The sequence below is a fragment of the Sorangium sp. So ce381 genome, assembly GCF_051473845.1.
GTDB classification, from domain to species: Bacteria; Myxococcota_A; Polyangia; order Polyangiales; family Polyangiaceae; genus Sorangium; species Sorangium atrum.
In genome coordinates this window covers 8,328,068-8,347,116 of sequence record NZ_CP150336.1, presented here as the reverse complement: position 1 = coordinate 8,347,116, position 19,049 = coordinate 8,328,068, and the positions used below count along the sequence as shown (strand labels likewise).

Genomic DNA, 19,049 nt, shown 5'->3' with positions numbered 1-19,049 from the left:
GGTGAGCGATGCCGATCCCTGGACCGAAACACGATCTGCGCCCTGGGGCGAAGGGCGCGATGGGCGCGAGGCTGCTCGCCGCGGCGATGCTCTGCGCGTTCCAGTACTGGCTCCTGACGTCCACGGTCGAGGCGTACAACGGCGGCGATCGCGACATCCCGCTGCCCGCGCTCGCGACCTCGCTGGTGTGCTTCGCGCTGGGCGCCGGCCTTGTCGCGGCGGGGGAGCTGTCGGCGTGGAGGGCGCGCCGGTGGCCGCCGCGCGACGCGTGACGCCCGGCCGTCCGCGCGGGGCTGGCCAGGTCCCGTGGTACTGGGTTGACGCATGCGCATCGCCTGGATCGTCTACGGCGCCCTCGACCAGACCACGGGCGGCTACATCTACGATCGGCTCGTCGTCGAGCGGCTGCGCGGCCAGGGCGACGCCGTGGAGGTCGTGTCCCTCGATCCGGCGCCGCGGTCGCGGGCGCTCGCCGGCCTCGCGCTCGCGCGGCGCCTCGCCCGGCTCGACCCCGCCGTGGTGGTCGGCGACGAGCTCTGCTTCCCGGAGCTCGGGCCGGCGTTCGCGGTGCTGCCGCGGCGGATCGCGCGCGCGCTCCTCGTGCACCACCTGAGCGCGTGGGAGCTCCCGCCCGGCCCGCGGCGCGCGGCGCTCTCGCTCGCGGAGGCGGCGGTGATCCGCCTGTGCGACGCGCACCTCGCGACGAGCGCGACGACCGCGGCGCGGCTCCGGCGCGAGCTCGGGCTCGCCCGGGTCGACGTGGCGACGCCGGGCGCGGACCGGCTCCCCTTGCTCGCCCGCGCCCGGCGGGACGGCGGCCCGCTGCGGCTCCTGTTCGTGGGGAGCTTCATCCCGCGCAAGCGGCTGCTGGAGCTCCTCGCGGCGTTCGAGCGGGTCGGGAGCGCGCATGCCACGCTCGTGCTCATCGGCGACGCGGCGCGCGACCCGGCCTACGCCGGGCAGGTGCGCCGCGCGATCGCCGGCTCCGCGTTCCTGCGGGCGCGCGTCTCGGCGCCAGGCGTGCTCGGGGACGAGGCGCTCGCGGCCGAGCTCGCGGCGGCGGACGCGCTCGTCCTGCCCTCGTCGCTGGAGGGCTACGGCATGGTGCTCACGGAGGCGGTCCGGGCCGGCGTCCCGGTGCTCGCCGCCCGCGCCGGCGCGATCGCGGAGGCGGTCCAGGACGGCGCGGAGGCGCTGCTCTGGGACGACGTCGAGGGCCCCGCGGCGGCGCTCGCCCGCTTCCTCGAGGACGGCGCCCTCCGGGCGAGCATGAGCCGCGCGGCGGCCGCCCGGGCCGCCTCGCTGCCCACCTGGGACGGCACCGCGGCCGCGGTGCGCGCGGCGCTCGCGCGCGCGGCGCGCAGATGAGCGGATGAGCCGATGACCGGCTCGGCGAGGAACGGCCAGGAGCGCGCGCCGGGGCGCCGGGCCGTCACGCCCCCGCGAGCAGCGCCGCCGCCTCGTCCTTCAGCCATCGCGTGAGCGCCGCGTCGTCGCGGGTCCCGCGCGCCACCTCCGCCGCGTCCCGCGCCTCGCCCAGGCGCACCCGCACGTCGACGTCGTCGAAGCCCGGCAGCGCCGCCTGCAGGAGCGGCGCCAGCGTGGTGATCCCGCGGCGCTCGGCCCACCGCGTGATGGCCAGCCGCTTCGCCCGCGGCGAGTGCACCCCCGAGACGATCGCCACGGCGGCGCGCCCCCCTGCCGCCGCGGCCGCGCGCAGCAGCGCGCCGGCGCTCGGCTGCCACTCCGCGAGCAGCGCGTCGCCCTTGCCCGCGAACGCCGGATCCGCCTCGATGCGCCCCGCGGGGAAGTGCAGCAGCGCGCCCCCGCGGCGCAGGTGCCGCAGCGCGCGGCGCACGCCGGCCGACCGCGCGGCGAGCGCGGGCGCGCCATCCTCGTCGATCGGCACGAAGAGCAGCCGCCGGCTCACGTGGGGCAGCGCCCGCAGGAACCGCCGCTCGGCCGCGACGATCATGAGGTCTTCCCGGCCGAGCGCCGCCATCAGCGCGAGCGCGTCGTAGGCGCCGGGGTGGTTGGACACGACGAGCAGCGCCCCGCGCGACGGCGGCGCCGCGTCGGCCCTCCAGCGCGCCCCGAAGCCGGCGAGCGCCTCCCGCGCCGCGACGTGGAGCCCGGCCTCGCCGGTGCGCCGATCGAAGCGCGCGAGCACGCGCCCGAGCGGCCACGAAGGGATGGCGAAGGCGGCGCGCCCGGCGCTGCGCACCCACGCCGGCGCCCCGCCGAGGCCGAGCGCCGCCACCATCTCCGCGCCGGACAGGTTCGCGAGCTCTCTCTCCAGCGGCTCCGTCATGTCGGCGTCTTACTCCGTGTCGACGCCGCCTCGCCAGCGCCGGCGCTCCGCCCGCCCGACATCGTCCGGCGCGATGGGCAGCGCGATGGGACGCGACCTGTGTCGCCTGTCGGGTTTGCGTCGGGGCGCGCCGCCTCTGTATGAAGGGGGCCATGAACGCCACGCCCCCTGCCATGGATGACGCGATCGGCCGCGGCGACGCCGCTGCGCGTCCTCGGCGGACGCTCGCGGATCTCCCGGGACCGCCGGGCTTGCCTGTGATCGGCAATCTGCTCGCGCTCCACCCCGACCGCTGGCACCTCGAGTTCGAGCGGTGGTGGCGCGCCCACGGCGACCTGTTCGTCGTGCGGATGGGCCGACAGCCGGTCCTCGTCGTCGTCGACGGCGAGCTCGTGCGCGACGTGCTCCAGCGCCGCCCCGCGGTGTTCCGGCGGGTGCGCGCCATCGAGGCCGTGTCGCGCGAGGCGGACATGGTCGGCCTGTTCTCGGCGGACGGCGACGCGTGGCGGAAGCAGCGGCAGCTCATCCACCCGACGTTCCACCCGAGGCACGTCGAGGGCTTCTTCCCGAGCATCCGCGACATCACGGGCCGGCTGCGCGAGCTCTGGGCGCGGGCGGCCGACGAGCGCGCCGCCCGCGACGTGCTCGGCGATCTCATGCGCTACTCGGTCGACGTCACCTCGTCCGTCGCCTTCGGCCGCGATCTCAACACGCTCGAGCGCGGCGCGGACGCGCTCCAGGAGCACCTCCAGCGCGTGTTCCTCGGCCTCAACCGGCGGATGCTCGCGCCGCTGCCCTACTGGCGCTACCTGGGCCTCCCCGCCGACCGCGCCTACGACCGCGCCCTGGTCGCGGTGAAGCGGCTCATCCTCGAGCTCGTGACCGCCGCGCGGCGCGAGCTCGAGGGCGGCGCGGACCGGCCCGCGCGCCCGCGGACGCTGCTGGAGCTCATGATCGCCGCGCGGGACGGCGAGGACCCGAGGGCGCGCCTCTCGGACGCCGAGGTCTACGCGAACGTGCTCACGATGCTGCTCGCGGGCGAGGACACCACAGCGAACACCCTCGCGTGGATCCTCTATTACCTGGGCTCGCGCCCCGACGTGCAGGCGCGCGCCCGCGAGGAGGCCGATCGCGTGCTCGGCGGCGGGCTGATCCCGACGCTGGAGCAGTGCAAGCGCCTCGAGTACACGGGCGCCGTCACGCAGGAGACGCTGCGCCTGCGCTCCGCCGCCCCGCTGCTCTTCCTCGAGGCGAACCACGACACCGCGGTGGGCGACGTGGCCGTGCCCGCTGGCGCCGGCGTCGTGGCGCTCACGCGCGCGACGGGGCGGAAACCCGAGTATTTCGGCGATCCGGAGTCGTTCCGCCCCGAGCGCTGGCTCGGGGGCGCGCCCGCGACGCTGCCCCACGAGCCGAGGATGGCGCTCGCGTTCGGCGGAGGGCCGCGCGTCTGCCCGGGCCGCGCGATGGCGCTGCTGGAGTGCGCGGTGACGGTCGGCATGGTGCTCCGGAGCTTCACGGTGCACCTCGCGGATCACACCGCGCCGGTGGGGGAGCGGATGGCGTTCGCGATGCAGCCGGAGGGGCTGCGCATCCGGTTCACGAGGCGCGCGAGCGCGTGAGATCACGAGGCGCTCGCGCGTACGGCTCACGAAGCGCTCGCGCGCGTGGCGGGGAAGCGCCGGCGCTCCGGCTCACTGCACCTTGGCGAGGGCCGCGTCGTAATCGGGCTCCTGCGCGATCTCCGGGACGAGCTCGACGTGGAGCACCTTGTTCTGCTCGTCGAGCACGAGGACCGAGCGCGCGAGCAGGCCGGCGAGCGGCCCGTCGACGAGCGTGACCCCGTACTTCTGGCCGAAATCTCCCCGGAACGTCGAGAGGCCTTCCGCGTTCGAGATGCCCTCGGACGCGCAGAAGCGGGTGTGCGCGAACGGCAGGTCCGCCGAGATGTTGAGCACCGTCACGCCCGGGAGCTTCTCGGCGCGCTCGTGGAACGTGCGCACGGATCTCGCGCATACCGGGGTATCGACGCTCGGGAAGATGTTGAGGATCTTCTTGCCGGAGTACGACGAGAGCTTGCGCTCGGAGAGGTCGGTCTTCACGAGCGTGAAATCGGGGGCGGTCGCGCCGACGGACGGCAGCTCGCCGGCGGTGTGGATGGGGCTTCCCTTGAACTTGGTCTGAGCCATGGTCGCATCCTCCTCTGTGCTCTGTGCAGCTGTGCGGCAGCGCCTCTCGTAGGCGCGCCGGGGGCGGACGCCAAGCAGAACCAGCCAGACCGCCTCGGCCAGAGCTCCGCTCGTCCGGCGTGCGGACGCTGCGCTGGCCGGGCGGTCTTGCCCGCGCGATCGTGCGAGAACGTGCGAAAACGTCGATCGTCCGCGCGCGCGATCAGCGGAGGGGCGAGCGATGGACCAGCGGAAACGGCTCGACCTCGCCGTCATCGGGGTTGGTCGAGTCCCTGCTGTACCCGATCTCCTGCTCGGCCGTCGTGATGACGAAGGGGCCCCCGATCTCCTCCGGCTCCACCCTGTCTTCGTAGTCTTCGGTGGTGTCGCCCCTGCCCGATGTCGCCGAGGCGACGTACTGCTCGGCGATCTGCTCGGCGAGCTCGTCGAGCACCTCGGGGGGGCCGTCGCCGGGGTCGGGGATGAACGCATCTCGACTCTCCGCGCGACCGGCGCTCCTGCGCGCCGCCTCCACGAACTCATGGCTGTGGCTCCTGCTCGTGGCCCGCAGGGTGCTGTCTCGCTTGGTCTGCATGGATGATCTCCTCGCTCGGCGGCGCGCTCTCACGCGCTCTCGGAGCCGCCGCCCTTCCGCTGTTCTGATGGCGAGAGATGCACCGCGTGTACCATGCCGCTGGATGGCTGATCCGCGCGCGCCACGGCGAGCAGATGGGACCGGCGCTCGCTCCCTGCGAGATGCGCGCTGCGCTGGCGTGGGATCGGTGGTGCGTCGTGCCACAGCGGTCGCGACGGGCCGGTGGCACGATGCCCCGGCCCCGCGCGGCCCTTACCAGTCGAGCTCTTCGCGGATGGCCTCCGCGAGCTGCTGGGCCATGAGCGCGTTCGTCTTGACGCTCGGGTGGTAGTCACAGCCGAGCCCGTTCGCCGCGCCGTCCTGCGCGGGGAACTCGAGGACGCGCACCTTGTCGTCGCCGTCGTCGTTCCGGTCCTCCACCACCTGGCCGATGTAGGCGCGCGCCCTGGTGAGCGCCTCGGCGCCTTCCGGGTACGAGTCGCTCAGCATGGGCCCGATGGTGCAGAAGATGAACGCGTCCGGATAGTTCGTTCTGACCGTCTCGACGAGGCCCGCGTAGGCCTCGGTGAACGGCGCGCGAAACTGGGCGTCGCCCGGGACGTTGATGCTGAAGTCGTTCGTGCCCAGGTTGATCACCACGACCTGCGGCACCCAGGACGAGAAGTTCCACGCGGGCTGCTCCTCATCCGCGATCGTCCGGCCATAGATCTCCGGCATGGTGGGCGCGACTTCACCGTTGTAGTTCCGGTACACGCCTCTGCCGGACCACGCGACGATCGTGGTGTCGGCCCCGACCAGCCGCCCTGTCAGCGCGCTGTAGGCGAGGTAGTTGTTCTCCGTATCGCTCGTGAACGGGCAAGTCTCGTTGGCCCCATCGACGCCGTAGCCGGCGGAGATCGAGTCGCCGATCACCTCGATCCGGCGCGCGGGCGCCGCCGGGACCGGCAGGAGCGCCTCGCCCTGCTCCGGGACGAACTCGAGGAACTGCGACACGCCGACCAGCGGCTCGGTGCGGCGGTGGAGCACGAGGTCGTGCTCGCCGTCGGGCAGCCCGTCTGCGACCGTGTAGAGCTCCTCCTCGCTGTTGACCTTGAGGACGCCCTTCGCCTCGCCGTCGATCACCACCTGGAAGAAGTTGGATTGAGCCGCGGTCGACTCGTCGTTGAAGCGGACGCCGAGCGACGTCCCCGAGAACCGCGTGACGATCGCGCTGCCTGCCCAGGAGAAGCGGGGGCCCTCGGCGTTCGTCGTATCGAAGCGCCCGATGAAGCGGATGGTGTCGCTGGAGGGGTCTCCGCCGCCGGCGCCGCCCGCGCTCGACGAGGTCGTGCCGGGATCCGCGCCGCCGCCGCCGCCGCCTCCGCCGCCTTCGTCCGTGCCGCCGCCGCCCGTGCTGGCGGCGCTGCTCGATGTGGATGAGCCGCCGCCGGAGCCCGTCGTTCCAGTCGTTCCATTCGAGTCGTCGTCACCGCAGCCGGCCAGCGCCGACCAGGCGATGCAGCAGACGGAAGCGAGCTTCGGGAGGGTGGAGTAAGCTTGTCGTTTCATGCGCGCGAGGATGCTCTAGCTCCGTGGCGCGGACAACTCCAATCTCCTCCTGCGCGCCGGGGCAGACACCGCGGCGCGGGCGTCGAGCTGCGGAGATCGGTTGATCTCAGTTCCAGGTCCGGTCCTGGCTCTGGACTCTGGAGCGGCCGCCGTCCTCGGCGGGGGAGCGCTCGCGGTCGCGGCCTTGCGAGGCGCGCACGTCGTCGCGCTCGTGGACGCGGGTCGAGTACCCCTGCGGGATCTCGTCGCCCATGAAGCGGCCGAACCCGGGCCGGCGCTCCGGGCGATTGTACGTGTCGCCGTATCCGCGGAGCTCCTGGCTGCGGCCGCGGCCTCCGCGCTCCTCGCCGCGGCCCTGGTATCCGCCACCGTGGTCGCCTCGGCCGTCGTGGTGGCCAGGGGCGTTTCGCTCCTCGCCGCCTCGATATCGATCCTGGTCATCGCCGCGCCCGTAGCCGTCGCTGCGATACCGATCCTCGCGGCCCTGGTAGTCGTCTCTTGTGGAGTCGCGGCCCTGGTAGCGCTCGCGGTTCTGGTAGTCGTCTCGCGTGGAGTCGCGGCCCTGGTAGTCGCCTCGCGTGGAGTCTCGGCCCTGGTAGCGCTCGCGGCCCTGGTAGTCGTCTCTTGTGGAGTCGCGGCCCTGGTAGCGCTCGCGGCCCTGGTAGTCGTCTCTTGTGGTGCCGCGGCCCTGGTAGTCGTCCCGGGTGTAGCCGCGGCCCTGGTAGTCGTCTCGCCCGTCGTCGTAGCCCTGGTAGCGCAGGCTCTGGCCCTCCTCGTCGCGGCCGTGGTCGTGGCGCCCGTAGGCCCCGCGGCCCTGGTCCTCGCCCGGCCCGGAGAAGCCGCGGGCCGCGTCGCGGCCGTAGTACGCCTCGCGCCCGTAGTAGCCGCGGTTCTCCTCCCGCCCTCGCTGCGCCGAGCCGAACCCTCTTCGCTCGTCCTCGGCGCCCCGCCCGCTGAAGTGGTCGTCGCGCCCGCCAATCCGCTCCCACGAGGGGCTGTCCTGTCCGTAGGCGCGGCGCTCCTCGGGCTCGCGGTAGCCGCGCGCGCCGGCCCCGCCCTGCTCCTCCCAGCGCCGCTCGGCTCCGCCGCGATCGTCCTGTGCGTGCTGGCCGCCCGCCCTCCACGCGCCCCTGCCGTCTCCGCGCCCTTGCTGGCCGTACGGCTGCGGCATCTGTCCCAGCTCGCCCTGCCGGCTGCCGCCGCTCTGGTTCGCGTAGTTGCCGCGGCTGTACGACCCTCGCTCGAACGCGTCGCGCTCCCCCTCGTGACCGCGGAATCCGCGCTGATCGTCGTCCCGTGGCGCGCGCCACCGCTCGTCCCGGTGACGCCAGTCGTCGCGCGGCCCCTCGTCACGGAAGTCCCGGCCCTCGTAGCGATCTCGTGCCATCTCGCTCTCCCTCTGGGTGCTGGTGAACAACTGTCGAGGCTCACGCAGGTGGTCACCTCCGTGAGCAGCGGGCCCACCCCGGTCAGCGACGGTCAGCAACCGACGTGCCCAGTTGAAACCCAGTTGAAACCCGGTCGAGAGGAGAAGAGCGCCGGCGCTCCGACAGACGGCCTCGCAGGCCGGATCGCGCCCCCGCGCGACAATGCGCCACACGCTGGGGCAAGCTGTCACGCAGGCGCGGCTCGTCTCGTCGAGGACGAGCTCGCCGGGCCTGCACGGCGGCCCGGTTCGGATCCGGGGCGGAGAGACAGGGAAACAGGGAAACAGGGAAACTAAGAGGAAGAGCGCCGCGTGCAGCGGCGCTCACCCGGCCCTCAGTAGCGCGTCTCGCAGGGGTGCTGATCGGCGAACGCCTTCACGGCGGTCTTGTTGGACGACCACGGGAAGTTCCGATCGGTGATCGACCACGAGAGCGCGCCCGCATACCCCATGGTGTAGAGGTCGCCCACGAACTTGTCGTAGCGCACGTCCATCTCCGCCATGTTGATGGGGAACTCGCCCATGACGACCGGCTTGTCGGTGAGGCCGTACTCGGAGAGGGGCTTGCTGTAAGGGAAGTAATCGTTGACCCAGCCGTACATGTGGACCTGGTAGAAGTCGACGTCCGAGCGCGTCCACGCCTGACCCCACTTGATGGCGGCGCTGCCGACGCTCACGGGCGCGCCGGTCTCTCCCCTCAGCACGGCGGCCGATTCCTTGGCGAGCGCCTCCATCTGCTGGTGTGTGACGAGATCGAACTTGCTGGAGTCCCCCTCGAACGCCGGGTCGCCGCCGTAGAGGCTCGGCCCGGTCATCGCCCACTCGGGCTCGTTGATGACGTCCCAGGCCAGCATCCGGTCGCTGTGCGGGCTGGACGCCACCGTCCGAGCGATGGGGCGAACGACGTTCTCGATGAGCTTGGCGCGCCGGCCCGCGTCCGCGACGATGGGCCCCATGCTCGCGACCGACAGGCCGTTCGGCGGATTGTAAGACGTCTTGTAGAAGCCATCGAAGGAGAACAGCGTGAACATCACGTTCACCTGCGCCTGGTCCGCGAGCTCGAGCGCCGCCAGGATGTCCTGCGTCGAGGTGCCGCCGAGCCCGGTCGGGTTGCCCTGTGCGTCGAAGTTGATCTGGTCGCCGTAGAAGCGGGGGTAGATCCACCAGCGGACCACGTCCACGCCGTTGGCGCGCATGTCCTGCAGGTCGGCGAGCACCTGGCTCTTCTTGCCCGAGATGCCCGCCTGGCTCCACTTGGACTGACCGCCGAAATCGGCGCCGAAGTCGCGCCAGGCGTAGTTCACGCCGTACATGAAGCGGAGGCGGCAGGCGATCTCGACCCCTGCCTCGAACGGACATTCGTCTTCGGCGCCGGCGCAGGCGCTGGGCTCTCCTCCGCTGCTGGTGCTGCTGCCTGCCACGGGGTCGCCGCTGCCCGTGCTCGCGGGTCCGCCCGTGGGCTCGCCGGCGCCCGCGCCGGAGCCCGTGGGTGTGCCTGCGCCCGCGCCCGAGCTCGCGGGTGTGCCTGCGCCCGCGCCGGAGCTCGCGGGCGTGCCGGCGCCCGAGGAGCTGCTCCCGGTGACGCCGCTGTCCCCCGCTTCGCCGCCGGCGCCGCCGCCGTCCGATCCGTCGCCACAGCCGAATCCAGCCACGGAGAGCTGGAGAACCCCGACAAGAAAAAGCCAGTTGCGCATGCCCGATTATCACCAGAAACGCGCGACGGACCAGCCCGAACTCTTAATCGGTTCAGTGACTCACTGCGCAACGTTCTGCTCTTGCTACAAGATCGTGGTCGCAGCGGCCCTGATGAAGATCACGTGAGCTTCGCGAGGCACCTACGGTATCGCCGCTTACCTGGACGGCCCGCGCGGTCTCGGGTGGATCCCCATGTACGCGGCCGCGCTCTTCGCGGAGGGATCGTCCGGGTAGCGCTCGATGAGGTCTTCCGCGAGGCTGCGGGCCTGGCCGATCCGGTCCAGGCGAACGAGCGCCCGCACGCGGAGCATGCCGCGCTCGGCGGCGCGGGGGCTGTCGCCGAAGTCGCGCGACGCCTCGTCGTCGAGCCGGAGCACCTCCTCGGGGTTGCTCGTCAAGGCGGCGCGCATGCGGTCGATGATGCTGGCCTCGGGGTCGGTGTCCGGCGCCGGCTCCGACTCCTGTGCTGCGGCGCTCACGGTGGCAGCGGCCGGCGGGGCAGCGGGGGGGACGACGTGCGCCTCCTCGCGTCGCTGCGGCCGGGGGGCTGCGCTGGACTCGGCGCTCGGCGGGCGCGCGTCCGGTGCGGGGCGCTCGTCGCGAGCCACGAAGAGGAAGGCCGCCGCGGCGAGCGCGGCGACGGGGAGGCCGATGAGCAGCGCGCGACGAGCGCCGGACGGTCGGGGGGCGTCCACGGCGGCGAACGTAGCGCGGAGGAGCGGCCGGCGGTAGCGGACGGAGCGAGCGGACCGCGCAGGAGGGGGCGAGCCGCACAGGGGCGATGGCCGCCGCCGTCCGCGCGATCTCGGGCCGGCCCACGTCGAGGCGTTCCGCGCGCAGCTGGCGACCGACAAGCACGTCAGCGCCTCGACGCAGCCAGGCCCTCGCCGCCATCAACTTCCTCTACACCCACGTCCTCGCGCTCCCCCTGGCGCAGCACGTCGATTTCACCCGAGCGAAGCGCCCCGCGCGCCTCGCGGCGGTGCTGCCGACGGTGTTAGGCAGGTCTACCCTATGGCGCGGTGCTTGACGGCATTTGGGCCTTGCAGCGCAGAGCCGATACGTGAGATTTTTTTTTGTGAGGGAAGGCACAGCAACGACGAGTTGGACAGCCCTGGTCTGGAGGCTTCGGTTGACCAATTGACTGATGGTTGGGCGGAGTCGAAACCTCCAAGATTCTTCCGGTATAGACATGATCGATGCCCGCGAACTTTCAGCCCTTCGCACCCAATGGGACTCAGGCGACGCGATGAGGGTCGGATGGGTGATCTATGAAGCTCTACCGAACGCGGCTCGCCCCCGCCTTGCTGCCGAGCTTCTGATTTTGAGCTGCGAGCTGCTTCCTGGCGTTCCGGGTGAAATCTCGTCAGTCATCGAGCTGGCCAAGGACCCGCGGCGATGGCGTGAGGCTCACGATGCTTTTCGGAATATACGCCGCCTCACGATTGAGCTTCTGCGCGATACTCCAGATGACAACGTTCGGGAAGCCGTTCTGCTCGTCGCCGAAAATGCCGCAAAGGTCATCTACAATGCATCTGAAGAGCTCGCGTCGTTTGACTATGACTGTGGGTGCTGGCTCGTTGGATGTGCTCACGATCTCGCGATGAAGGCGCATTCTCCTGAGCTCAAGGAGCGATTTTGGTGCGCCATGGAAACATTGCTTGGAACGCCCACGTCATGACCTCGTATCCGAGCTTGGATGGCTCCCGCCCAACGGGCCGCTGAGTTGTTTGGCAGCCGCTGCGAGGCACCCGGCAGATGAATCAGACGGAACTCCGCGAAGAAGATCTTTGGCTCGCTTTGGACGAGGGTCGCACCGATGCGGAGCGCGCCTTCATCACGGAGATGTCGCGTCGAGCCTTGGCGTGGCGCAGCTTGGGCGTTCCCAGCGACCATCTCCTCGGCACGGTTGAGCCGTTCGTCATGCTGCTACTCGACGTCCCCGCGGACGGAAAGGTCCTCCGAACGCTCCGGGTCGATTTTCACGAATCACGCGTTGTGGTTGGAGAGGATGAGACGATGCAGGCCGCCACAGACCTGGACGAGGAGAATCCACGCGTGCTCGTGGTCAAAGACGGGTCGCCCTTGGCTCTCGCGACTGCGGCCGCCGACTGGATGGAACGCGAAATCCTGCGGCCCATCGAGCGTCACGAATGGGTGCGAGAGGACTTTTGTCACCAGAGGTATGTGTTGTCGGACACTGGAGAACCCCTGTGCTGGTCCGACTCCCACAACCAGAAGAGGCCCGACTTGGGCCCACCAGACAGGACTGTCACCGTGCGAAGCTACCATGTCCAAGGTCGCGGCTGATTGCTCGCAAGGCGAACACAGCGAGCCGGCGCGTGACCCGATGATCCGCGATGCGACGACGGAATCTTGCGAGCCCGCGCTCGCCGATCCGGCGGAGCGCGCTGGTGGGGTCGCCTCGGTGCTCATGGCTCCGCGCACCAGGCATCGCGCGCAGGTCGCGTCGAGCGCCTCACCGGCGAAACACGCGTGATGCCCTTGACGTGCGGGTCGGTTTGCTCTTCGCTTTCCTCGGCCATGAAGCTCGTCATCCGCTCCGCCGGCGTCTGGGGGCATGCCAATCTCCGGACGTGGGCGCCCGACGAGCCCGACGCGTTCGCCGAGCTCGTGATGCTGGACATCGGGCCCAGAAAGGGCGCGGGCGCGGATTCCTTCACCCTCAGGGTGGCCACGCCCGCGGGGCTGGACCGGCTGGAGGCACGCGATGGCATCCTGGCCATCCGCCCGCTGCTCGTGATGCGCCGGTACGACTTCGACGATCTCTGGCGCTGGCTCGAGCGGACCGTCGCGTCGTGCGAGGCCGAGACCTGGCCCGCCTGCGTCGAGAACCTCCGGCGTTACTTCGCCTGGGAATACGAGAGCTACCGGGAACCGTGACATGGCGCGTGCTCTCCTGTTCGCCCCGCTCCTCGTCGCGGCGCTGGCGTTCGGCGCGTGCGGCGGCTCCTCCAGCCTGCCGCCCCGTCGGCACCCGCGGCCGCCCCGGGGGGGGACCGCCCGAACGTCGAGGGGAGCCCTCGCCAAGTAGGAGAACGTCGATGGCAGACTCGCTCTACCCGTTCCAGGATTTTGCCGCTTGCCACCCGAAGCTGCGGGAAGCGGTGTCGGAGGTCGTCGCCTACTGGGAGCCCGATGAGGTCCCTATCACGGTCGGCTTCGGCAGCATCGGTCGTGCTCTCGTGCAGCTTGAATCCGACCTCGATGACGCCACGCTGGATGAGGTCTCGCGGCTCGTGGAGCATTCGCTGTCAGGGAGCGGCCCGGAGGCCGATGCGGTGGCCACGGGCCTCCTGGAGGCAATCTGCGCCCAGAGTGTTCATGCCCCTGCCGCCGTTGCGCGCGTCGTCTCTCGTCTGGGCGCCGATGCGCGAGCGTACATTCGGGCCTGAGATGCCTTCACTGGAACGACGACCCCGGGCGTCACATAGGCGTACCGGTGGCCGTGAAGGGAGTGTCTTGATGCGCATCGCGAAGCCCGTACGGGTTCTGATGTCCGCACATTTCAACGCAGATCCGCTGACCTTTGCGCCGGCTCGTTCGAGGACAGAGAAATGAAATGGACGATCTTTCTGGAGGAGTACGCGAAGCACACGGCGCTCAACTTGGGCCAAGTGATGCAAGGCGTCCGATACTTCTATTCCCATCCGGACTGTGATGAGGTCGCAGCGCGAGGGACCTTGAGGCACTGTTTCTCGTCGATGTCCCTTCGAGCGAGGCGAGTCGCGAACGATCTCTTCTTTTCGGTGATTCCACCTCACTGGCATCACACGCCGGACGAGCTCCACGGGATGCGAGCGATCCCGATCAAGAAGTGGTTCTTCTACGGCTATTCTGCCTGGCAATTCGACGAGTCCGGGGAGGTCAGGACCGACCTAGACGGGAGAGAGGATCGAAGATGGGATCCGCGATGCCGAAAGCCACAGACATGACGGGTGGAGCGCCTGACGCTCGGCTTGCGGCGTACATCGCTTTGCGCCGCCGCTGAAGCCGAGCGTCAGGCAGACGAAGTGTTGGCCGGGCGGGGGACCCTGGGCCGCCTGAGCGGAGCCGCACCGTGGGTGAGCATTCCGCCTCACCGGAGAGGCTGGGAAGCCTGCGGGGGGAGTGATGAGGTGTCCCGCCGTGGGGCTCTTCGATCGCTGGCGAAAGCGCGCCGACGCTCCCGTGGCTTCGCCGGCGGACGATGAGCAAGTCGTCGTGCCCAAGGGGCATCGGGTCGACATCCACCGCGTGAGCCCGTTGCCGGGCTTCGCTCGCTCCGCTGCGGGCGTGTGGCTCGCACACGTGGGCGGCAGCAGCGACGAGCTGGAGGAGGATCTCGATCGCGTCCTCGGCGAGGTCGAGATGCTGCTCAGCGGCCCTCGGCCGCAGATCTTCCTCGCCGCGGACCACGGGCTTCTTTCTTCCCTCATGGCGCCCGCGGACCCAGCGCTCACCCCGATCTCCGGTCACCTCGTGTGGACCCTCGACGCTGCTGCCCTCGCGGGAGCGCCGCGCGCGTCCGCGCTCGTGCAACGCCTGCTCCGGCGCATGCACGTCACCTCGCGCGCCGCGATCACGCAGAGCGTGTTCGCGCTGAGCAACGATGCGGCGCCGGCGCGCGCGGTCGTGACGCTGATCCGCGAGCTCGGTATCGGGGTGCGCGCGCCTGAGCCGAAGAAGCAGGCCGTCCTCGTCGAGGTGCACCGGCCGGAGGGCGTCATCCTCTCCGCGCTCCCCGGCACGCCGTACGAGGAGGCGCACGCCGCGGGCGCCTGGGCGCGCGAGGTCAACGCGGAGAAGGATCTCGCCGCGGGCGATCGCGAGCGGCGCGCGCGATTGGAGGAGGAGGAGCGTCGCGTGCTGGAGGAGCGCCTCGCGCCGGTCGGCGCTGCAAGGCGGGTCGCGGCTGTCGATCGGGCGCCGCGGCTCCGTCGGCTGCTCCTCGCGGTGGGGGGTGAGGGCGGCGCCGCGGCCAAGACGGCGCTCTATGACGAGCTGCTCGGCCGCGAGATCCCCCTGCTCTTCATGATCGACCCGAGGACCCGCGGGATCCACCTGCGCGCCTGGCCGGGCGGCTTCGAGGCGCTGGCGGTCTACGCCGACAACGCTTCGCTCCTCACGAGCGCGCGCGATCTCGGGCTGCCGATGGGCTCCTTCGCGATCGCCGGGATGGAGCCCGCGGCCCTGTTCTCGTGGGGAGCGGGCCAGGGCTGGGCCGTGGCCATCTGCGTGTTCGCCGAGTCGGGCGAGCCTGTCTATGTGCCCATCCACGCGGAGGAGGTGCGCTCGCTCGCAGCGGGGCGCCCCGGAGCGGTCTGAGCAGGACCTCACGACGGACCGGCAGCGCCCCGAAGCGCGCGGCCGGAGCCCGCCATCGCGTGAGCCGTCAGTACACGGCCGTGAGCATGGGCAGCGCCTCGTACCGCAGCCCGATGTTTGACTTGATCGCAGGATCCTCGCTCTGGAATGTACGGAGCTCGGCTTCGTCGCGGACAGCAACGATGCCGACGCCCCATCCGCCCGCCGGGTCGGCGACGGGTCCGAAGGCGATCACGTGGCCCTCGGCGAGCTTGCCGCGCCAGTATTTGCCGTGCGCCTGCATGACCGCGAGCTCATCAGCCGTCATGTCCTGCATGAAGGTCGCGCGCGACGGCAACAGCCGACAGAGAAAGAAGCTCCGCTCCGGCTGCGGCGCGATGTGGTTCGTGAGCCAACCCAGGACACGCTCCCAGCCTGTCGCATGGCTCTCGCACGATGCTGCACGCGTGCCAAATCCAGTGTGTCGGACCGTGAGGCGCGTGCCCGTCCCGATCGCGTCGAGGAGATAGGAGACCGTCGTCGGGGGCGCGTCCGCATCCCATGACGGTTCCCACGTCTGGACGAGCCGTCGAGGCGGATCGAGCTCGAGAACTTTGCCGCCGACATGGAATGGCTTGCCGTCTGCGCCCACGCCCTCGGTCCGCCAGGCGCCTCCGGCGCGAAGGTCGATCGTGAAGGCGGTCGTGCGATACATCTCCGCAGAACCCCACCACTTCGTCAGCTCGTCGGTCGTCAGCGCGCGGAAGACGCGCTCTGGTGGCGCGGCGATCTCGATGCGGGCGAGGATCGTCCCTTGCGCGACGTCGGCGATCGAACGGGCGTGGATGCTCTTGGCTGTCATGTATCCTCCAGGTAACGCTTCAGCGACTCGAGATTGCGACCCCAGAACGCGCGGTAGCCCTCGAGCCATGCCATCGCCTTCTGCAGCGGCGCGGGTCGCAGCGTGTACAGCCGCTCGCGCCCGACCTTCTCCTCGGTTACCAGCCGCGACGCCTTGAGCACGCGGAGGTGCTTCGAGATCGCGGGGCGGCTCTGAGAGAAGTCGGCCGCGATCTCGTTCACAGGGGCAGGACCCGCGCGCAAACGGTCGAGGATCGCCCGACGGGTCGGATCGGCGATGACAAAAAACACATCGATGTCGGCTTTCGCGGGTGACATATCGGTAACCGGTGGGTTGCCAGTATAGCGGTGGCCTGAGCTTGTCAAGCGCGTCGAAGCGGTGCGCGCACGCCGGTCGTGCGCTGCGCAACGTCGGCAGAGCTGACCCTGCTTCAGCACCCGTTCGCCTGGGGCTTCCAGAAATGGCCGCGGCTGGCGCCGTCGTTCGACGGATCTTGCATATCCCCTCAGAGCCGAAGCTACCCCACCCCGTAGCGCTGGACAGCAATTGGGCCTTGCAGCGCAGAGCCGATCTGCGAGACTTTTGTGGGGGAGGGCACAGAAGGCGACGATCGCGACAGACCTGGTCCGGCGGATCTGGTTGACCAATCGACTGACAGTTCGTCGGACAGAGGCGCGACGACCAGGAGCAGCGGATCGCATGGCCACGCGTGCCCCCTTGAACCGGAATCGCTCTGCGGAGGTGAAAGACATTTGACTGGCCGACGAGTACTCGCGGTATCCCTCGCGGTTGGAGGCGTCTGCTTTGCCGGACTGGCCTTCCTGGCCCTTTCGGGCCGCCTGCCCTCACTCGCGCCTGGCTCGCGCACGTACCACCCGGTGTCGGAGCAAGAGGCCGCGGTCTTCGGCCGGGCGACGCGGGATATTCATCCGGACGACGTCCGCGGCAATCCTGGCCGATACGACAAGACACTGGTTGCCTGGGCGGGCGTCTTGCGATCGTTCAAGGTGTCGAAGGAGAACGACGCCACGGTGCTGCGGTTCGACATCGAGCATCGGTACTTTGACTGGATCGAAGACTCTGGCCTTCAGCGGGCTCGCTACTTCCTCTCTCCAAGAGGGGAGGGGGCCATCAGGGCAGCATGGTCCATGCCCCTTGAAGCGTTCGAGTCCGTCTCCGAGCAGATCCATGATGGTGACATGTTCGTCGTGTACGGCTATCCTGCCGATGTGCGTGGGCAGATCGTAGGACTCTTCCCCACGGAATACGTGCGGTTGATTCAGGCGAATCGCTACACGGATCGGCAGCTCGACTACGGCCGACCGGACGCGGCGCCATGAGGGGTCACCAGGCGCGCCACCCACCGCAGCGACCTTGTACTTCCGCATCGACGCCGCTCGGATGACCGCGGCACCGTTCGAGTAGAGGCCCATGATAACACTGGAACAAGCCCACCGAGCCGTCCAGGTCTATGCGGAGCAGCGAGAGGCAGCTTGGTTTGATCGCACGGTCATCGATCGTGGCGGGTATTGGTTTTTTCGGGTCGGGCATGTCGGTTCTTGTGGGGTGATCGTGGACAAGGCCGACGGTCGTCTCAGCGTCATGGGCTCGGCCTTGTCGCTCGACGACTGCTTCTGGGGGCACGAGCATGGTTTCTCGCCTGAGCTCGTGCGCTTGCGCATAAAAAAAGTCCACCATGAGGGCCGCACCATCGAGTTCCTGCTCTACCTCGTGACGGCTGGGCCGCCGCGCCAGCCGAACCCGAACCCGAAGCGCGCCTGGCTTGCCGACCGACTTCGAGCGTTACCGTGCGAGTTCGGTCCAGAGCGCTTCTGGTTATCCATTCCATCTTTCCGTGAGTCCTTGAATCACGGATGGTTCGAGTTCGATGTCCTTGCGTGACGTCGAACTCGGATGGGTAGTAGACCATGACGACAAATCCCGGCATGTGCTCATCGAGTTCGGCCAGAATCCAGACAGCATTGCAGAAAGCATCGCGCACCCGGAAGCCGACGAACAACTCGACGACGCGCCCTTTCTGTTGCAGCAGAAGCGTGCGCGCTCGACCTCCACAGCGACGCATCGACCGCGCCAGGTGCGCTTTCGCTTCGAGGTTATGAAGCGATACGGGCCGAAATGTGCCCTTTGTGCAGTCGCCGTGAACGACCTGCTTGAAGCGGCCCATCTTTGCCCCGTGGCCGACGAAGGGAGCGACGACCCGCGGAATGGGATCGTTCTTTGTCTGAACCACCACCGGGCGCTGGACCGCGGGATCATCCGAATTTCACCCGAAGACATGACGGTTCATGCCAAGCCGGGATGGGACCTGCGAACACTTTCCGTAAAAACAACGTCGCTTGCTGATCTCGCTCGAATCCCGCATAAGGATGCACTCGAGTGGCTTTGGAACAAGTGGGCAAAGTAGCAGGACAGCTTGACGCCGCGGCAACGAGAGGCGCTTAACAGGCCAATGCCGCCGGCCGTTGGACGGGCGGGAACCACTCCTGTACTCTAGCGATCGCAGCGACTCATGCCGGAAGACCTGGACATTCAGCACCTGGAGGGATTCGTCGCGGATCCAGCGGCCATGTTCGACATGGCGGAGCGAAGTCTATCGTGGGATGACCGGATGCATTCACGTCGAACCGCCTCGTGCGGGGTGGCGTACAACTACTCAGGCATCTCTTACCCGGACTGCGAGATGCCTTCCTTCGTGCAGGACCTCGCGGCCCGCCTCGCCGGCGTGGTGGGGCATCCGATCAACAACTGCCTCGCCAACTTCTATGCCGACGGGACGGCGAAGATGGGCTTTCACTCGGATTCCAGCGCCGGTGTCGTCGCTGGAACGACGACCTCGATCCTGTCGCTGGGCGCGCCTCGCGTCCTCACCTTCCGCCGGAACCTTCGCCGGGACGAGAGGCACGACATGGCCCTGGCGCCCGGCTCGCTCCTGATCATGCGCGCCAGCGTTCAGGAGGGGTGGCAGCATGCGGTCCTCGCCGTCGAAGCCGCGGGCCCGCGGATCAGCCTCACATTCCGATCCCTATCTCGGTGAACGTGGCGGGCTTCGCTGGTAAGCTCCCGGCCGTTATCCGGACGAGAGGGATCGACGGCGTCAGCCGCGGGGGCGCGCCACC

The 19,049-nt window shown here is 69.7% G+C and carries 21 protein-coding genes; 12 read left to right on the top strand and 9 right to left on the bottom strand.

All coding sequences use genetic code 11. The features are described 5' to 3' along the window. Positions 1-8 precede the first annotated feature (8 nt). Together WMF29_RS30995 and WMF29_RS30990 are read left to right on the top strand one after the other, a co-directional pair. The gene (locus WMF29_RS30995; protein WP_437323740.1) at positions 9-272 is read left to right on the top strand and encodes a DUF6755 family protein; all 264 of its coding nucleotides are present in this window, start codon (positions 9-11) and stop codon (positions 270-272) included. 52 nt (positions 273-324) lie between these two features. Further along, a complete protein-coding gene (locus WMF29_RS30990) occupies positions 325-1,368 on the top strand; it encodes a glycosyltransferase family 4 protein (protein ID WP_437323739.1) in 1,044 nt (347 codons plus the stop codon). Between the two features lie 64 nt (positions 1,369-1,432). Here the strand turns inward: WMF29_RS30990 and WMF29_RS30985 are convergent, their stop codons facing one another. Continuing rightward, positions 1,433-2,311: a 1-acyl-sn-glycerol-3-phosphate acyltransferase gene (locus tag WMF29_RS30985; RefSeq protein WP_437323738.1), complete on the bottom strand. Its 879-nt coding sequence runs from the start codon at positions 2,309-2,311 to the stop codon at positions 1,433-1,435. 152 nt (positions 2,312-2,463) lie between these two features. On the opposite strand from WMF29_RS30985, the gene WMF29_RS30980 reads away from it, so the two are divergent. Next, the gene (locus WMF29_RS30980) at positions 2,464-3,933 is read left to right on the top strand and encodes a cytochrome P450 (RefSeq protein ID WP_437323737.1); all 1,470 of its coding nucleotides are present in this window, start codon (positions 2,464-2,466) and stop codon (positions 3,931-3,933) included. A gap of 72 nt (positions 3,934-4,005) precedes the next feature. On the opposite strand, the gene tpx is transcribed toward WMF29_RS30980, so the two are convergent. From tpx to WMF29_RS30950, 6 genes are all read right to left on the bottom strand, one after another. Then, positions 4,006-4,500, bottom strand: a complete 495-nt coding sequence (gene tpx, locus WMF29_RS30975; protein ID WP_437323736.1) for a thiol peroxidase — start codon at positions 4,498-4,500, stop codon at positions 4,006-4,008. Between the two features lie 202 nt (positions 4,501-4,702). Further along, complete coding sequence (locus tag WMF29_RS30970) at positions 4,703-5,074, bottom strand: hypothetical protein (protein WP_272094637.1); 372 nt, start codon at positions 5,072-5,074, stop codon at positions 4,703-4,705. Positions 5,075-5,326: 252 nt separating this feature from the next. Then, positions 5,327-6,622, bottom strand: coding sequence for an SGNH/GDSL hydrolase family protein (locus WMF29_RS30965; protein ID WP_437323735.1), 1,296 nt, complete (start codon positions 6,620-6,622; stop codon positions 5,327-5,329). Positions 6,623-6,728: 106 nt separating this feature from the next. After that, on the bottom strand, positions 6,729-8,009 hold the full coding sequence (locus tag WMF29_RS30960) for a hypothetical protein (RefSeq protein ID WP_437323734.1): 1,281 nt from the start codon (positions 8,007-8,009) through the stop codon (positions 6,729-6,731). A gap of 374 nt (positions 8,010-8,383) precedes the next feature. Beyond that, positions 8,384-9,742 (bottom strand): endo-1,4-beta-glucanase, encoded by a 1,359-nt coding sequence (locus tag WMF29_RS30955; protein ID WP_437323733.1) that lies wholly within the window; start codon positions 9,740-9,742, stop codon positions 8,384-8,386. A gap of 156 nt (positions 9,743-9,898) precedes the next feature. After that, a complete protein-coding gene (locus WMF29_RS30950) occupies positions 9,899-10,438 on the bottom strand; it encodes a tetratricopeptide repeat protein (RefSeq protein WP_437323732.1) in 540 nt (179 codons plus the stop codon). Positions 10,439-10,935: 497 nt separating this feature from the next. Between WMF29_RS30950 and WMF29_RS30945 the strand changes: the two genes are divergently transcribed. The 5 genes from WMF29_RS30945 to WMF29_RS30925 all read left to right on the top strand — a co-directional run bounded on the left by WMF29_RS30945 (position 10,936) and on the right by WMF29_RS30925 (position 15,071). Beyond that, a complete protein-coding gene (locus WMF29_RS30945; RefSeq protein WP_437323731.1) occupies positions 10,936-11,424 on the top strand; it encodes a hypothetical protein in 489 nt (162 codons plus the stop codon). A 77-nt stretch (positions 11,425-11,501) separates the two neighbouring features. Then, positions 11,502-12,053: a hypothetical protein gene (locus WMF29_RS30940; protein WP_437323730.1), complete on the top strand. Its 552-nt coding sequence runs from the start codon at positions 11,502-11,504 to the stop codon at positions 12,051-12,053. 234 nt (positions 12,054-12,287) lie between these two features. Then, entirely contained in the window at positions 12,288-12,647 is a 360-nt protein-coding gene (locus WMF29_RS30935) for an immunity 8 family protein (protein ID WP_437323729.1), read from the top strand. 161 nt (positions 12,648-12,808) lie between these two features. Continuing rightward, on the top strand, positions 12,809-13,159 hold the full coding sequence (locus tag WMF29_RS30930) for a hypothetical protein (protein WP_437323728.1): 351 nt from the start codon (positions 12,809-12,811) through the stop codon (positions 13,157-13,159). A 733-nt stretch (positions 13,160-13,892) separates the two neighbouring features. Then, entirely contained in the window at positions 13,893-15,071 is a 1,179-nt protein-coding gene (locus WMF29_RS30925) for a hypothetical protein (RefSeq protein WP_437323727.1), read from the top strand. A gap of 67 nt (positions 15,072-15,138) precedes the next feature. On the opposite strand, the gene WMF29_RS30920 is transcribed toward WMF29_RS30925, so the two are convergent. Both WMF29_RS30920 and WMF29_RS30915 read right to left on the bottom strand, forming a co-directional pair. Continuing rightward, positions 15,139-15,912 carry an SRPBCC domain-containing protein gene (locus WMF29_RS30920; RefSeq protein WP_437323726.1) on the bottom strand — a complete coding sequence of 258 codons (774 nt, stop codon included), beginning with the start codon at positions 15,910-15,912 and terminating at the stop codon, positions 15,139-15,141. Next, on the bottom strand, positions 15,909-16,349 hold the full coding sequence (locus tag WMF29_RS30915; RefSeq protein ID WP_437323725.1) for an ArsR/SmtB family transcription factor: 441 nt from the start codon (positions 16,347-16,349) through the stop codon (positions 15,909-15,911). The genes WMF29_RS30920 and WMF29_RS30915 overlap by 4 nt, the downstream gene beginning before the upstream one ends. Positions 16,350-16,790: 441 nt before the next feature. On the opposite strand from WMF29_RS30915, the gene WMF29_RS30910 reads away from it, so the two are divergent. From WMF29_RS30910 to WMF29_RS30895, 4 genes are all read left to right on the top strand, one after another. Continuing rightward, positions 16,791-17,252, top strand: coding sequence for a hypothetical protein (locus tag WMF29_RS30910; RefSeq protein WP_437323724.1), 462 nt, complete (start codon positions 16,791-16,793; stop codon positions 17,250-17,252). A 91-nt stretch (positions 17,253-17,343) separates the two neighbouring features. Next, positions 17,344-17,814, top strand: coding sequence for a hypothetical protein (locus WMF29_RS30905; protein WP_437323723.1), 471 nt, complete (start codon positions 17,344-17,346; stop codon positions 17,812-17,814). After that, on the top strand, positions 17,801-18,337 hold the full coding sequence (locus tag WMF29_RS30900) for an HNH endonuclease (protein WP_437323722.1): 537 nt from the start codon (positions 17,801-17,803) through the stop codon (positions 18,335-18,337). Before WMF29_RS30905 ends, WMF29_RS30900 begins: the two co-directional genes overlap by 14 nt. Before the next feature lie 204 nt (positions 18,338-18,541). Next, on the top strand, positions 18,542-18,967 hold the full coding sequence (locus tag WMF29_RS30895; protein ID WP_437323721.1) for an alpha-ketoglutarate-dependent dioxygenase AlkB: 426 nt from the start codon (positions 18,542-18,544) through the stop codon (positions 18,965-18,967). Positions 18,968-19,049 lie beyond the last annotated feature (82 nt).

Coding starts and splice junctions, on each gene's coding strand:
- WMF29_RS30995 (WP_437323740.1), top strand. CDS start 9: ATGCCGATCCCTGGACCGAAACACGATCTGCGCCCTGGGGCGAAGGGC.
- WMF29_RS30990 (WP_437323739.1), top strand. CDS start 325: ATGCGCATCGCCTGGATCGTCTACGGCGCCCTCGACCAGACCACGGGC.
- WMF29_RS30985 (WP_437323738.1), bottom strand. CDS start 2,311: ATGACGGAGCCGCTGGAGAGAGAGCTCGCGAACCTGTCCGGCGCGGAG.
- WMF29_RS30980 (WP_437323737.1), top strand. CDS start 2,464: ATGAACGCCACGCCCCCTGCCATGGATGACGCGATCGGCCGCGGCGAC.
- tpx (WP_437323736.1), bottom strand. CDS start 4,500: ATGGCTCAGACCAAGTTCAAGGGAAGCCCCATCCACACCGCCGGCGAG.
- WMF29_RS30970 (WP_272094637.1), bottom strand. CDS start 5,074: ATGCAGACCAAGCGAGACAGCACCCTGCGGGCCACGAGCAGGAGCCAC.
- WMF29_RS30965 (WP_437323735.1), bottom strand. CDS start 6,622: ATGAAACGACAAGCTTACTCCACCCTCCCGAAGCTCGCTTCCGTCTGC.
- WMF29_RS30960 (WP_437323734.1), bottom strand. CDS start 8,009: ATGGCACGAGATCGCTACGAGGGCCGGGACTTCCGTGACGAGGGGCCG.
- WMF29_RS30955 (WP_437323733.1), bottom strand. CDS start 9,742: ATGCGCAACTGGCTTTTTCTTGTCGGGGTTCTCCAGCTCTCCGTGGCT.
- WMF29_RS30945 (WP_437323731.1), top strand. CDS start 10,936: ATGATCGATGCCCGCGAACTTTCAGCCCTTCGCACCCAATGGGACTCA.
- WMF29_RS30940 (WP_437323730.1), top strand. CDS start 11,502: ATGAATCAGACGGAACTCCGCGAAGAAGATCTTTGGCTCGCTTTGGAC.
- WMF29_RS30935 (WP_437323729.1), top strand. CDS start 12,288: ATGAAGCTCGTCATCCGCTCCGCCGGCGTCTGGGGGCATGCCAATCTC.
- WMF29_RS30930 (WP_437323728.1), top strand. CDS start 12,809: ATGGCAGACTCGCTCTACCCGTTCCAGGATTTTGCCGCTTGCCACCCG.
- WMF29_RS30920 (WP_437323726.1), bottom strand. CDS start 15,912: ATGACAGCCAAGAGCATCCACGCCCGTTCGATCGCCGACGTCGCGCAA.
- WMF29_RS30905 (WP_437323723.1), top strand. CDS start 17,344: ATGATAACACTGGAACAAGCCCACCGAGCCGTCCAGGTCTATGCGGAG.
- WMF29_RS30900 (WP_437323722.1), top strand. CDS start 17,801: ATGTCCTTGCGTGACGTCGAACTCGGATGGGTAGTAGACCATGACGAC.
- WMF29_RS30895 (WP_437323721.1), top strand. CDS start 18,542: ATGCATTCACGTCGAACCGCCTCGTGCGGGGTGGCGTACAACTACTCA.